Below are 14641 nucleotides of genomic sequence, written 5' to 3'. Positions count from 1 at the left end.
ATCTACTCCGATCTAATTGCATTCTTCGCATTCATTACTGTTTGCAAAGAGATGGGATTTTTGTCGCAAAAGCTTTTTGTAGCTTTTCTGTAACTTCCCCTCTTTGACCATCGCCAATTGTCTGTCCGTCTATCGTAATTACCGGCATCACTTCTGCTGTTGTTGATGTATAAAAAACTTCATCCATTTGAAAAGCTTCTGCTAATGTAAATGCTTTTTCTTCTACTGGGATATTTAATTCATCACAAAGCTGCAAGACAACTTGTCTAGTAATGCCTTCCAATATTAAATTCGAAACAGGATGTGTCCTGACGACGCCATCTTTTACCCCAAACATGTTCGTTGAAGAACCTTCTGTAACGATGCCATCACGATGAAGAATCGCTTCTTCACACCCAGCAGCTTTTGCCTCTTCTTTCGCCAATACACTGCCAAGTAAATTTAAACTTTTAATATCACATCGTAGCCAACGGATATCTTCGACGGATTTAACTGCCACACCGTTTTTCATATTTTCTTTTGGTCTACTACCTTCCATTGTATAAGCTGTCACAACCGCCGGAACAGCAGGTACTGGAAAATGATGTTGTCTTGCCGCAGCACCCCTCGTCACTTGCATATACACATGCCCATCAAGCAAATTATTTCTTTCAATTAATTCGCGTGCAACACCAATTAATTGTTCTTCAGAATAAGGCATCGCTAAGTTGATTTTAGCAGCACTTGTAAACAAACGACTAATATGTTCTTCCGCAGTAAATAATTCACCGCCGTACACTTTGATAACTTCATATACGCCGTCTCCAAAATAATACCCACGATCATCAATTGAAATTTTTATCTCGTCTTGCTTGGTAAATTGTCCATCAATAAAGTAATATGCCATTTCAATACTCCTCTCATTTATACCCCAAAGAATTGTTTTATGTTTTTTTAACATAAATATAGTTCGTATCCTTCCTTTATTCTCACACGTTTTTAACATAAAAGAAAGAGATACATAGATTTTTTTCTCTATGTATTGAATTTTCACTCAAAACTCACTATAATAAAATAGAGTCAAATTGTCAGTTGACTTTCGAAAGGATACTCGCTAATCATAGGAAGGATGTGCGGCTCTTAAAATTTTCAACATGTTTAACAGACCATTCACTAGTCTCATGCTTTTCGCTTTGGAAATATGATGATAAAGGAGTGATTTAACAGTTGAAAGAAGCTACAGAACGTATGCTTACCCGCATTAAAGACGTCTACATGTATATCCTTGACAATGGCACAGTAACGACACAAAATGTAGTCGACGAATTTGACATCACTCCTCGCACGGCACAACGGGATTTAAACGTTTTAGAATACAATGAACTAATTACCAGCCCCGTGCGCGGTAAATGGACAACGACATCAAAAAAAGTAATTTCATAGTTTATCTATAAAAACAAGGCTGAATCTACTTAGAGATTCAGCCTTGTTTCTACTCTTCTGCAATATCCTCAAGCAATTGAAGTTCCTCTGCTGTTAATTCACGGTAACCGCCTAGTGGGATCGTTTCATCTAAGTGTAAAGGACCCATAGATAGCCTTTTTAAATAAATGACCCTTTTACCGACTGCTTCAAACATCCGCTTCACTTGATGAAATTTACCTTCCGTAATCGTCAACTCAATTTCTGATACTGCATCTGATTTCAATATTTTTAATTTGCCTGGTTTAGTTTCATAACCATCATCCAATGTTACGCCTTCTGAAAAGGCTTGAATATCTTCTTCAGTTACAATACCTTGTACGTGCGCGTAATACGTTTTAGGTACATTTTTTCTCGGGGACAATAAATTATGTGCCAATTTACCGTTATTAGATAGTAATAAAAATCCTTCAGTATCTTTATCAAGGCGTCCAACCGGAAAGGGGTTGAAATGTCGATGTTCATCACTGAGTAAATCGATCACTGTTTTCTCTCTCAAGTCTTCCGTTGCTGAAAGTACGCCTGGCTTTTTATTCATCATTAAATAAATAAACTCCCGATAAATCACTCGTTCCCCGTAACAAGTGACGATATCTTCAGTTGTATCAATATGAACATTTGGCTTTTTTGCCACTAGGTCATTGACACGGACTGCACCATTTTTCAATAACTGCTTCACTTCTTTCCGTGACCCAAATCCCATATTTGCTAATAATTTATCTAACCGCAATGCAATCACCTCCTACAATCCGAGTTTATTTGTAATTCTCGTTAATCGCTCACCAAAGAGCTTTTGAGCTAAACCTGTTTTGAGTGATAAATATCCGTAAACGACGACGCCTACCCCCGCACAAATGAGGATGTACAACAACGCATGCATTTTTCCATCTACAGGGTTTACCGCATTTAATCCTTTTAACGTAAAGAAAACAGCGATAAACATGACGACATTCAAAATTCCGATGAGAATTAATCTTCTAAACACCAATTTTGAATGATAGTGAAGCGTCTTTGTAATAATAAGTATGTTTAGGCCAACTGCAGCTGAATAGCCAATCGCTGTCGCAATAATTGCTCCATTCGTTTCAAATAGTTTTATAAGAGGAATGTTTAACATTAATTTCAATAATAAGCCGAATAAAGAGGTAAATACAATCCACTTATGTCGGTCAATTCCTTGTAAAATAGCGGCAGTTACGGTATATAATCCGAAAAGCACTGCAACAGGTGCATAACTGGCAAGTATTGCGGCTCCGACATCACTTTTACTGTATAAAAACTGATACAATTCATCAGATAGTAGAACTAATCCAATCACCATAGGAACCGTTAAATACAACATAATTTGGTACGTTTGGTCAAGTGAACGAGTAATTCCAACTTGGTTTTTCTTCGTATAATCCCCTGTAATCACTGGGATTAATGTCATAGAAAACCCAGTCGCAACCATCACGGGTATCATCACAAACTTATGCGTCAACAAGTTCAACATCCCTAAGTATGTATCAGACACTGCTGCAAGTCCTATCGATTTCATCGCACTATTAAATGTAATCATATCTACAAATTGATAAAGCGGATTAATCACACCGACTAATATAAATGGAATAATATACGTAATAACTTCTGCATACATGTCTTTAATGGTAACGTCACTTGCCGGTGGACTTTTGGCCAATAGATAATCTAATTCCGGTTTATATTTTCTCCAATAATAATACAAAACCCCAAGACTAGCAACAGCACCAATCGCCGCAGCAAAAACTGCAAAATTCACAGCCACTTTAGGAGATTCATGTAAAAAATTCACAACGATAAATCCACCGATTAAGACAACCGCAATACGGACGATTTGCTCGACGAGTTGCGAGACAGCTGTCGGTTCCATTTTATTATAGCCTTGCAAAAATCCGCGAATAATGCTCATCATTGGAACAACTAGTAGTGCATAGCTGACCCAACGGATAACGCCGGCAATTTCTTCCACTGTAAAAATTTGTTCATCGTCTGTTCGAACAAGATGTGCGATTGGCTCGGCTAAAAAAAATAAAATTAAAAAAGATGCAATCCCCGAAAATACCATGATCCCCATACTGCCTCTTAATATTTTACGTCCCGTCGCATAATCGCCCAGCGCATTGTATTTTGACACGAATTTAGAAATCGCGAGCGGCGCACCGGAAATCGCAACAGACAATGCAATGTTATAAGGGATATAAGCATATTGGTACAACCCAATATTTTCTTCCCCTACGATGGCATAAAAAGGAATGAGGTAAAATAGACCGAGTGCTTTCGAAAGAAACAGCCCGATTGTTAAAATGGCGGTTCCTTTAAGAAGTTTTGACGACATAATTAATCCTTCCATTCTCTAAAATCTATATAATAGTTTACCCTTGACGACCACATTACACAATCATTAACATTGAATGATGTATAATAAGACATGCTGAAGGAAGCGCTTTGGTGCAACAACCGTTCGGAAAATATCCAACGCTTTCTAGCGACAACCTATTCTAGGTGATTGTTTATTAAAAATATGAAATCTACTCAAACTATAAATTATACAACATTCAACGAAAGTGTGGTTCTTTATTAATGTATGACGTAATTATTATTGGTGCGGGTCCATCTGGTTTGATGGCTTCCATTGCAGCTGCCGAAAACGGAAGCAAAGTCCTTCTTCTTGAAAAAGGAAAAAAGCCAGGAAATAAACTGGCGATTTCTGGTGGAGGCCGCTGTAACGTAACAAATCGTCTTCCACAAGAAGAAATCATTAAGAACATCCCGGGAAATGGTCGTTTTTTGTATGGACCGTTTTCCGTGTTTAACAACGAAGATATTATTCATTTCTTTGAAAACTTAGGCGTTCCCCTTAAAGAAGAGGACCATGGAAGAATGTTTCCGGTTTCGAATAAAGCAAAAGATGTTGTGAATGCATTATTAGATGAAATGAAAAGACTAGATGTAGACTTAAAATTAGAAACAAAAGTTGCAAAACTGTTAATGGATGACGAAAAGATTCTCGGTGTCCGTCTCGATAACGGAGAAGAAATTCGTGCGCATGCAGTTGTATTAGCGGTCGGTGGGAAAGCTGTTCCCCAAACCGGAAGCACTGGGGATGGTTATCCATGGGCAGAACGAGCGGGTCATACCATTACGACAATATATCCAACAGAAGTTCCTTTATTATCAAGCGAACCATTTATCGTTTCTAAAGAGCTACAAGGACTTGCACTTCGAGATGCTGCCGTATCCGTATTAAATGCGAAAGGAAAAACACTCGTTACGCATACGATGGACATGCTTTTCACGCACTTCGGTTTAAGTGGTCCCGCAATTTTACGGTGCAGTCAATTTGTCGTCAAAGAACGAATGAAAAACGGCAACAAGCCAGTCACCATGAAAATTGACACACTTCCTTTACAAAATGAAGAAGAAATCTTTCAACAAATTAACAAAATTGTTAAAGAGGATGCAAAAAAACAAGTCAATAATTCTTTAAAAGGCATTGCGCCTGAAAAATGGCTACATTTTTTACTAGAGCGCGCTACAATTGATCCAACTGAAATTGGGGCCGCCTTATCTTCTGAAAAATTACGGGCACTCGCTCGTTTACTTAAATCTTTTACTTTAGAAGTAAATGGTACGCAACCTATTGAAAGGGCCTTCGTGACAGGAGGCGGTGTTTCAACCAAAGAAATCGTTCCAAAAACGATGGCTTCCAAAAAGAAAGATGGCCTCTACTTTTGTGGTGAAATCTTAGATATCCACGGCTATACAGGCGGGTATAATATAACATCTGCACTTGTCACCGGGAGAATTGCAGGTATGAACGCAGGTCAATATGCTGCGCTTCTCTAACTACTTATCAATAAAAAACGCGTACCCTACTCAGGATACGCGTTTTTTGATTAGAGAATTATGGTGCGACGATATTCACAAGTCTTCCTGGAATACCGATAATTTTCTTCACTTCTTTACCAGCTATAAACTCTTTTACTTTCTCATCTTCTAACGCAATTTGTTCAAGCTCTTCTTTCGTGCTGTCTTTCGCAACTTCAATGCGTGCACGAACTTTCCCGTTAATTTGAACGGCAATTTCAACTGTATCATCTACTAATCTTGACTCGTCATACGTAGGCCATGCTTCATACGTAATTGTATCCGTATGACCGAGTTTCTCCCATAACTCTTCCGCAAGATGTGGTGTGATTGGAGAAATTAACTTCACAAACCCTTCCGCATATGCAGTCGGCACTTGATCAACTTTATAACATTCATTTATAAACACCATCATTTGGGAAATGGCAGTATTATTGTGCATCACTTCATAATCATCCGTTACTTTTTTCACCGTCTGATGATACACTTTTTCAAGTGCACCGCCCGGCTCACCGCTAATTTTTTCGCTAAGCGTACCGTCTTCATTCATAAATAGACGCCAAATACGGTCTAGGAAACGTCTTGCACCGTCAAGTCCATTTGTTGACCATGCTTTTGATGCGTCAAGCGGACCCATAAACATTTCGTACAGGCGAAGTGTATCCGCACCGTGTGAATGAACGATGTCATCCGGGTTAATCACATTTCCGATTGATTTAGACATTTTCTCGTTACCTTCACCTAAAATCATTCCTTGGTTAAATAATTTTTGGAAAGGTTCTTTCGTTTTCACTACGCCGATATCGTATAACACTTTATGCCAGAATCGTGCGTACAATAAGTGAAGTACAGCATGTTCTGCCCCACCGACATAAATGTCTACCGGCAACCAACGTTCAGCCAGTTCTGGGTCAATGATCATCTCATCATTATTTGGATCGATATAACGTAAGTAGTACCAGCAGCTACCTGCCCATTGTGGCATCGTATTCGTTTCACGACGGCCTTTCATGCCTGTTTCAGGATCTACAACATTTACCCAGTCGTCAATATTTGCAAGCGGTGATTCACCCGTTCCGCTCGGTTTGATATTTGACGTTTTCGGTAATTCTAATGGTAATTCAGACTCGTCCAATGCCGTCATTGTGCCATCTTCCCAATGAATAATTGGGATAGGTTCTCCCCAATATCGCTGTCTGGAAAATAGCCAGTCACGTAAACGATAAGAAATTTTCTTTTCGCCTTTACCTTGTTCAACAAACCAAGCAATTGCTTTTTCAATCGCTTCTTCTTTCTGAAGTCCGTTTAAGAAATCCGAATTGACATGCGGTCCATCTCCAACATACGCTTCTTTTGAAATATCTCCGCCTTCAACAACTTCAACAATCGGCAAATCGAACTTCGTTGCAAATTCAAAGTCACGCTCGTCATGTGCAGGAACTGCCATAATTGCGCCCGTCCCGTAAGACACAAGAACATAGTCAGCAATCCAAATTGGCATCCTTTCGCCACTTGCCGGATTGATCGCATAAGCGCCTGTAAATACACCTGTCTTTTCATCCGCTAAATCTGTACGTTCTAAGTCACTCTTTAGTTTCACTTCTTGCAAATAAGCTTCTACCGCTTCTTTTTGCATTTCTGTCGTAATTTCTTTGACCAATTTATGTTCAGGTGCTAATACCGCGTACGTTGCACCAAAGATTGTATCTGGACGCGTTGTAAATGCTTTGAAACTTTTATCCGTTCCCTCAATTTCAAATGTTAATTCAGCACCTTCTGAACGCCCAATCCAGTTACGCTGCATATCTTTCAAACTTTCAGGCCAATCTAGGTCATCTAGATCCTCAAGAAGTCTATCGGCATACTCTGTTATGCGAAGTACCCACTGACGCATTGGACGACGTTCTACTGGGTGTCCGCCACGTTCAGATAGTCCATCGATAATTTCTTCATTCGCAAGAACCGTACCTAATGCTGGGCACCAGTTTACATCGACTTCATCAACATATGCTAAACCTTTTTTATACAATTGAATAAAAATCCATTGTGTCCATTTATAATAAGACGGATCTGTTGTATTAATTTCACGATCCCAGTCATATGAAAAGCCAAGATCTTTCATTTGACGCTTAAACGTTGCAATGTTCTTCGCTGTAAATTCAGCAGGGTCATTACCGGTATCGAGTGCATATTGCTCGGCAGGCAAACCAAAAGCATCCCAGCCCATTGGATGGAGCACGTTATACCCTTGTTTCCGTTTGAATGAACTTAAAATATCTGTCGCAATATAACCAAGCGGATGACCAACATGAAGTCCAGCACCCGATGGATATGGGAACATATCAAGCGCATAAAACTTTGGTTTCGACGGATCGTTCGTCATTTTATACGTTTTATTTTCCTCCCAATACTGTTGCCACTTTTTCTCAATTTGACCGTGATTGTAACTCATGATTCATTAATTCCTCCTTAAAAATAAAAAATCCCGTCCCTAAAAAAAGAAGGGACGAGATTTTTTGCAAACTCCCGCGGTACCACCCAAATTGACGACGAATCGTCCAACTTGTCTCCTTAACGCGGATAACGGCATAAGTTACTAATTTTCACTCATGCATGCTCTAAGGCGAGTTCGTCTATTTGTCCACTACCGGCTTCCACCAACCGCCGACTCTCTGAAAGTGTTCGTTACAGATTACTATTCCTCTTCAAAGCAAACTTATACATTTGCTCCTATCTTACCCGAATTAACGAAATTTAACAACTACAACTGAACATTTTCGACAACATTTTCAATATTTAACTTTGCATCTGTCGAATCTATAATATCTTGTACGGTAAACCCTTCAAAAACTTCTTTTAAAACTAGTCCCTCAGAAGTGACTTCTATTAACGCCCGTTCCGTAATGATTTTATGAACGACTTCTTTTCCTGTTAACGGTAACGTACATTCTTTTTTTATCTTTGCTGAACCATCTTTAGCAACATGATCCATAATAACAATGATTTTTTTAGCCCCGTGCACAAGGTCCATTGCGCCGCCCATTCCTTTAATCATCTTTCCAGGAATCATCCAGTTCGCCAAGTCACCTTTTTCAGAAACTTCCATTCCACCTAAAATCGCCACGTCAATATGTCCGCCGCGAATCATACCAAATGATTCTGCACTTGTAAAATAAGCAGATCCTGGAATTGCAGTAACCGTTTCTTTTCCTGCATTAATTAAATCTGGATCAACAGTTTCTTCCGTTGGATAAGGTCCAATCCCTAACAGGCCGTTTTCAGATTGTAGAACGACTGTTTTATCCTCAGAAATAAAGTTGGCAACAAGCGTTGGCATACCGATTCCAAGGTTAACATAATCGCCATCTGCAATTTCTTTTTCTGCCCGCTTCGCAATACGCTCTCGATAATTCACTTTCCCCATACTTTCCAATCCCCTTCCCCTCACTTATTGTGTCGTAAGACGTTCGATACGTTTTTCTGCCTTTGCCTGTAAAAGCCCTTGTACATAAATGCTTGGCGTATGAATTGTTGCAGGGTCCAAATCACCCGTTTCAACAATTTCTTCTACTTCTGCAATTGTTACTTTCCCCGCAGCTGCCATCATCGGATTGAAGTTTTGCGCCGTTTTATTGTAAATTAAATTACCAAATTTATCGGCTATTTCCGCTTTCACTAGAGAGAAATCCGCATGTAGAGCTTCCTCTAACACATACTCTCTTCCGTCAAACTCTCGTACTTCTTTCCCTTCCGCAACCGTTGTCCCAACACCAGCTGGCGTGAAAAATGCAGGAATGCCCGCGCCACCCGCACGGATTTTCTCCGCGAGCGTTCCTTGCGGCGTCAACTCTACTTCGATTTCCCCAGAAAGCACTTGACGTTCAAATTCCTTATTTTCTCCAACGTATGAACCAATCATTTTTTTAATTTGTTTATTTTTAAGTAATAGACCAAGTCCCCACTCGTCAACACCACAGTTATTCGAAATAATGGTTAAGTCTTTTACCCCTTTTTCGACTAGCGCTAAGATTAGTTGTTCTGGGATTCCTACGAGTCCAAACCCACCAACCATAAGTGTCGCACCATCTTGTATATTAGCAACCGCTTCCTTAGCTGAACTATAAATAGGTTTCATGCTTCTTCCCCCTTTAAAAATTAACCCTCTCCCTTTCATTAAATCAAAATTATCTCAATCTTGCAATCAAACAATAGGAAATGACCAATAATTACAGAGGAATACTCATTCACTTTTCAATGAGTACCCCGCCTTCTTAATGGGCCTATCATATACAAGCGTTGTAATAATCGCCAAACTCATTAACGTTATAAGAATGAAAATCATTACCCGCATGTCGTATAGGTCGACTAAAATCCCACCAGCTACAGGTCCAATCATACGGCCAATTGTCGCGGTTGAGTTCACGATTCCTTGGTAAAAACCTTCCCTGCCCCGTGGTGCTAACTGATTTGCAATCGTTGGAATTGCAGGCCAGATTAACATTTCACCAAACGTAACAATCACCATCGCAGCCACAAACATTTTAAATGATCCAGCATATGCAACGACTGTAAATGAGATAATAAAGATAAAAATTCCGATTAACATCTGTGTTTTAATTTTGTGTTCCAATCGTTTAATAATTGGCCTAATCAGCGGTTGTCCTAGAACAATGAGTAATCCATTTATCGTCCAAATTAAACTATATTGTCTTAATGAGACGCCAAGATCTAAAGCAAATGTCGATATTGTTGTTGACCACTGCGAATAAATAATCCAAGTAAGTAAATATCCGCCTGTAATAATAAGCAACGCATAGAATGGTGCTTTGTCCGTAATTTTTTCCTGTTCTTTTAGTACATTCGTATGTAATTCCGGTGCTGTTTCCATATTTTTATAACCGAAGAAAGCAATAAAAAAGAAAATCGCGTAGAAAAACAAGTTCGCTGTAAAGATATAATGAATATTAATAGAAGCGACAAGCCCTGCCAAAGAAGGTCCGATGGCAACACCAACATTTTGTGATAAATACAATGTATTAAACGCTTTTCGCCCACCATCAGGCCATACGGAACCGATCATCGCATACATACTCGGAAAAATGATTCCGCCGCTAAATCCTAATACCATTAACAACCAAACATAAGTTGGCCAATCATTCCAAAAAACAAGACAAATTAAGGCTAGTATAGATAGACCAATGCCCCCTAAAATGGATTTATAGGCGCCAATACGGTCGAACAAAAAACCACCCAGTAAATTTCCAATAACTCCTGCTCCTTGGTTAGCCATAAGAACAAATCCGGCTACAGTGAGCGATTTCCCTAAATAATCATGAATATATATTGTGTTTAAAGGCCACAGAAATGAATTTCCCGTAACATTAACGAGCATTCCTATCACTAGAAGCCAAACTGCTCTTGGCATTTTCATCCCCCTTTTGCAATCATATAATATATAAATTTTAATCTTAACTTGCCAAATGAACAAGCACTATTTACATTGGTTCGCAATCGTAATTTAATCCTCAAACATGCTATACTTTGATGGTAGAGGAGTGAAGAAAGTGGATAATAATAATTTCCCTTTTCCGACAGAAGGAAAACGATACTATACATGGTCACGTCATTTAAAAGATCAATTTGGTTTTAAAGTATTTAAAGTCGCCCTGGATGCTGGGTTCGATTGCCCCAATCGTGATGGCACCATAGCGTACGGGGGCTGTACATTTTGCAGTGTAGCCGGCTCCGGGGATTTCGCTGGAGATCGGGTCGACCCAATTGACGTGCAATTTGCTGAGATTAAAGCGAAGATGCACCGTAAATGGAAAGATGGTAAACCAATGGCCTATTTCCAAGCTTATACAAATACTCATGCCCCGTTACATGTTTTAAAAGAAAAGTTCGAGGCCGCCCTAGCTCAAGAAGGCGTTATCGGACTTTCTATTGCAACGCGTCCAGATTGTTTGCCTGATGATGTTGTTGAGTATTTAGCCGAATTAAACGAGCGAACTTATTTATGGGTGGAGCTAGGTCTTCAAACAGTCCATGAAAAAACGGCCCAACTTGTTAATCGAGCCCATGATTATGCAACCTATGTAGAAGGTGTTAATAAACTTCGCAAGCACAATATTCGTGTCTGCACACACATTATTAACGGGATGCCCGGGGAAGATTATGACATGATGATGGAAACCGCACGTGAGGTTGCAAAGCTAGACGTACAAGGTATTAAAATCCATCTCCTACATTTACTAAAAGGTACACCAATGGTTAAACAATATGAAAAAGGAAAACTACGCTTTTTAGATAAGGATGAGTACATCAGCCTCGTCGTCGACCAACTAGAAATTTTGCCGCCTCATATGATTATCCACCGAATTACAGGAGATGGCCCAATCGAATTAATGATTGGCCCGATGTGGAGCGTTACAAAGTGGGAAGTATTGAACGGCATCGACAAAGAATTAAAACGCCGTAACAGTTGGCAAGGAAAGTATTACGAGAAAGTAGTTGAGACAACTTGAGTCAAATTATTCTTCCCCGTGTTCTACCGCTTTCAAAAAGGCTGATTGAACAAACTGTGTTGCAAGGCGAAGTCGTTGTCGATGCAACAGCAGGAAATGGAAACGACACTAAATTTTTAGCTGAGCATGTAGGCGAAGAAGGTCATGTATTTGCCTTTGACATTCAACAGCAAGCACTTGATTCGACAGCGGAACGTTTACAAGCGCTAACTGAACGCGTGACACTTGTTTTGGATAGTCATGCGCACGTTGATAAATATGTACAAGCCCCGATTGGTGGTGCGATGTTTAACTTAGGCTACTTGCCATATAGTGATGATTTATCTATCATCACAAAACCTGATACTACAATCGAAGCGATTCATAAATTACTCGGTCTTTTGAAAAAGGACGGGATGATTACAATTGCTGTTTACGATGGACACGAAGGTGGAAAAGAAGAACGAGAGGCACTCCTTCAATATGTCACAAAACTTCATCAGGTAGATGTTCACGTCGCAAAATACGAATTGCTTAATCAACTAAATAAGCCGCCGTTTTTATTGGCGATTGAAAAATTACGTGATTTTGATGAACCAAGAATGATTGAAGGATAACTGTTAATAAAAACGAGTCTTCCAGATTAAATATCGGAAAGACTCGTTTCTTCTCTTATAAATGTCGAATATCCGCTATTGGTCCAGCTGTCTTAAAATCAGCTGTTTCCAAAAAGCTGATTAAGTTATGCGCTGTTTCCTCCGCACTACTTAACAACCCATGCTCTTTATATTCAACAAACCTATTTAGTAACGGAAATGATGCCTCACTGCTATGTCGAATCGTCTCTTGCATACCTGTATCAATAATCCCCGGTGCGATAGACACGACTTCAACAGGATTAGACGCACGCTCTTGCTCGACAGCTATAATACGGGAAAAATGATCGAGCCCCGCCTTTGACGTACAATAAGATCCCCATCCTTCATACGGTTTCCGACCAGCACCCGAAGAAATATTCATGATCTTTTTGGATCCACTAAATGCTTCTAATTCTCGAATAAAGGTATTACATAAAATCATAGGTGCAGTTAAATTAATGGATAAAGCATTTGACACTTTTGCGCTTTCTACTGTTCCAATTAATCCAATTGGTTCTACAGTTCCAGCATTATTAATTAGCGTAAACGATGTGGCTTCCGCAATATGCTCATGAATAACCGCTGATAAAATCCCATCTAACTTTTCGGTTTCTGCAAGGTCGACCGTTACAAAATGCTTTGCTTCACTCGGCCTTGACCTCGCTAAGCCAATTACTTTCTTCTCTTTTTCCTGTAATTGTTTTAATAACGATAAACCGATTCCCTTCGATGCGCCTGTTACAATAACAATTTCTATTATTCTCACTCCTCTTCCGTATAGGCATCAAACCATGCTGAGAAGTCTTCATTCAACGGATTTTGTACCTTCTCTTTAAATACCTTAGGGTCCTTAAAATCTACTAAAGTAGTCCCGAACCACTTTTCCACACGGTCTCTTGAAACACTATACGTTTTATCTTTAAACTTCATATTGATTTGTTGAATGTTTTCAATAAGCGCAAACATTGCTGTAGAATTATATATCACACCTTGTTTTGCTTGGTGCTCAATTTCTGTTGAGTGAATATCATAATTCACTAGAAGAGATAATGTATCTGGATCTAGTTCTATCTTGCCTTTATATTGATTGAGTGGTAATTCATTCAATAAATTGATGACATTCGATGCATCCCCCATATACGGTGATTCATATTGGGTCACCTTTTCAAATTCATGTGTGGTAGAATCTTGCTGTAATTTCTCTTCCCCAATTTTCACTTTGCTTGGCACTTCAAAAAATTGAATCCAAATGAACAAAGGAATCCCGATAATTAAAAACGCTATCATAACTTTCCTTCGATTATCCATCTGTTCCCCCACTCTCATGTCAAATAACATCACTCTAGATTTCTAGCTTCTAATTATTGTAACATTTCGATTACGGGAATGAAATCATATTTTTGTTACATTTTTAATTTTAGTCCCTCTATTTTTTCAACATATACGGACTTTAGTCACTCCCCTTATACAACACCTCCCTTAAATCGATTCAAAAACGTAATAAAAAACCCGCCAATCATGAAGATTAGCAGGTAGTTTATACATTCAATCTAATACTTGTACTTTCACTTCTTTACGTCCCCACTCCAAAGCTTCTCTTCTCGTTGGGAAAAATACATCGATTGTATTTCCTTTTATTGCGCTCCCAATATCTCCAGCAACCGCATATCCATAACCTTCAACAAAGCCCTTCGTGCCAAGTGGAATCACTTTCGGATCAACCGCGATAACTTTTTGATTTGGATTTTTTCGCAGGTCAATTCCTGTTTTCGTAATGCCAATGCATCCATTACAATAAGCTGTATAGGCTGTTGATTTCATCGTAAATTCACTCTTCACTTGCTTGGAAGACTTTTCTTGGCTTCCAACGATTAGTTTTTGATTTGGAAAGATTAAATCACTTCTTAAATTGTTCCAAGTTTTTAAGTTTGATACACTAGTGTTATAGAGTAAGGAAATACGATATAAGTTATCTCCTGATTTCACATTATATGTCGGCGATGAAGCAAGGCTCTCCTTCATGCCAAATCCAAATACACAAAGACTAACTAAAAATGCAATACTAATTTTTTTCAACTTCTCATCCCCTTATTCTTTAGTGCGCTTGGCAATTTAGAGTACTTAGCATTAACAAACTTGGTCCTAGTCATTGTG

14 protein-coding genes and 1 other annotated feature are annotated in these 14641 nt (G+C 39.1%); of the genes, 4 read left to right on the top strand and 10 right to left on the bottom strand.

Annotated features, from left to right (window positions below):
* Window positions 1–34: 34 nt before the first annotated feature.
* Window positions 35–886, bottom strand: coding sequence for a D-amino-acid transaminase (gene dat / locus AB1H92_RS03705; protein WP_115362331.1), 852 nt, complete (start codon window positions 884–886; stop codon window positions 35–37).
* Between the two features lie 320 nt (window positions 887–1206).
* Between dat and AB1H92_RS03700 the strand changes: the two genes are divergently transcribed.
* Entirely contained in the window at window positions 1207–1422 is a 216-nt protein-coding gene (locus tag AB1H92_RS03700; RefSeq protein WP_115362333.1) for a DeoR family transcriptional regulator, read from the top strand.
* 49 nt (window positions 1423–1471) lie between these two features.
* On the opposite strand, the gene AB1H92_RS03695 is transcribed toward AB1H92_RS03700, so the two are convergent.
* Entirely contained in the window at window positions 1472–2191 is a 720-nt protein-coding gene (locus tag AB1H92_RS03695) for a pseudouridine synthase (RefSeq protein ID WP_115362334.1), read from the bottom strand.
* Window positions 2192–2203: 12 nt separating this feature from the next.
* Window positions 2204–3814, bottom strand: a complete 1611-nt coding sequence (locus AB1H92_RS03690; protein WP_115362336.1) for a polysaccharide biosynthesis protein — start codon at window positions 3812–3814, stop codon at window positions 2204–2206.
* 245 nt (window positions 3815–4059) lie between these two features.
* Here AB1H92_RS03690 and AB1H92_RS03685 point away from each other — a divergent pair, with 245 nt between their 5' ends.
* Entirely contained in the window at window positions 4060–5325 is a 1266-nt protein-coding gene (locus tag AB1H92_RS03685; protein WP_115362338.1) for an NAD(P)/FAD-dependent oxidoreductase, read from the top strand.
* A 58-nt stretch (window positions 5326–5383) separates the two neighbouring features.
* On the opposite strand, the gene leuS is transcribed toward AB1H92_RS03685, so the two are convergent.
* From leuS to AB1H92_RS03665, 4 genes are all read right to left on the bottom strand, one after another.
* Window positions 5384–7798 carry a leucine--tRNA ligase gene (gene leuS, locus AB1H92_RS03680; protein WP_115362340.1) on the bottom strand — a complete coding sequence of 805 codons (2415 nt, stop codon included), beginning with the start codon at window positions 7796–7798 and terminating at the stop codon, window positions 5384–5386.
* A gap of 47 nt (window positions 7799–7845) precedes the next feature.
* Window positions 7846–8064, bottom strand: a binding site (T-box leader).
* A gap of 43 nt (window positions 8065–8107) precedes the next feature.
* Complete coding sequence (locus AB1H92_RS03675) at window positions 8108–8770, bottom strand: 3-oxoacid CoA-transferase subunit B (RefSeq protein WP_115362342.1); 663 nt, start codon at window positions 8768–8770, stop codon at window positions 8108–8110.
* 24 nt (window positions 8771–8794) lie between these two features.
* Window positions 8795–9481, bottom strand: a complete 687-nt coding sequence (locus AB1H92_RS03670) for a CoA transferase subunit A (RefSeq protein ID WP_115362345.1) — start codon at window positions 9479–9481, stop codon at window positions 8795–8797.
* A 105-nt stretch (window positions 9482–9586) separates the two neighbouring features.
* Window positions 9587–10771 carry an MFS transporter gene (locus AB1H92_RS03665; protein WP_115362347.1) on the bottom strand — a complete coding sequence of 395 codons (1185 nt, stop codon included), beginning with the start codon at window positions 10769–10771 and terminating at the stop codon, window positions 9587–9589.
* A 139-nt stretch (window positions 10772–10910) separates the two neighbouring features.
* Between AB1H92_RS03665 and AB1H92_RS03660 the strand changes: the two genes are divergently transcribed.
* Both AB1H92_RS03660 and AB1H92_RS03655 read left to right on the top strand, forming a co-directional pair.
* Window positions 10911–11870: a TIGR01212 family radical SAM protein gene (locus AB1H92_RS03660; protein WP_115362349.1), complete on the top strand. Its 960-nt coding sequence runs from the start codon at window positions 10911–10913 to the stop codon at window positions 11868–11870.
* Window positions 11867–12466 (top strand): class I SAM-dependent methyltransferase, encoded by a 600-nt coding sequence (locus tag AB1H92_RS03655; protein ID WP_115362351.1) that lies wholly within the window; start codon window positions 11867–11869, stop codon window positions 12464–12466. The genes AB1H92_RS03660 and AB1H92_RS03655 overlap by 4 nt, the downstream gene beginning before the upstream one ends.
* 55 nt (window positions 12467–12521) lie before the next feature.
* On the opposite strand, the gene AB1H92_RS03650 is transcribed toward AB1H92_RS03655, so the two are convergent.
* The 3 genes from AB1H92_RS03650 to AB1H92_RS03640 form a co-directional block, all read right to left on the bottom strand.
* On the bottom strand, window positions 12522–13253 hold the full coding sequence (locus tag AB1H92_RS03650; protein ID WP_243835693.1) for an SDR family NAD(P)-dependent oxidoreductase: 732 nt from the start codon (window positions 13251–13253) through the stop codon (window positions 12522–12524).
* Window positions 13250–13795 carry a DUF4825 domain-containing protein gene (locus AB1H92_RS03645; RefSeq protein WP_166739468.1) on the bottom strand — a complete coding sequence of 182 codons (546 nt, stop codon included), beginning with the start codon at window positions 13793–13795 and terminating at the stop codon, window positions 13250–13252. The genes AB1H92_RS03650 and AB1H92_RS03645 overlap by 4 nt, the downstream gene beginning before the upstream one ends.
* 237 nt (window positions 13796–14032) lie before the next feature.
* Window positions 14033–14563 carry a 3D domain-containing protein gene (locus AB1H92_RS03640; protein WP_115362355.1) on the bottom strand — a complete coding sequence of 177 codons (531 nt, stop codon included), beginning with the start codon at window positions 14561–14563 and terminating at the stop codon, window positions 14033–14035.
* Between the last annotated feature and the right edge of the window lie 78 nt (window positions 14564–14641).

Origin of the sequence: Sporosarcina pasteurii (assembly GCF_041295575.1) — a bacterium.
In the GTDB taxonomy this organism is placed as follows: domain Bacteria; phylum Bacillota; class Bacilli; order Bacillales_A; family Planococcaceae; genus Sporosarcina; species Sporosarcina pasteurii.
Note: the sequence above shows the minus strand (reverse complement) of the source record. Positions and strands in the feature narration are given on the sequence as shown.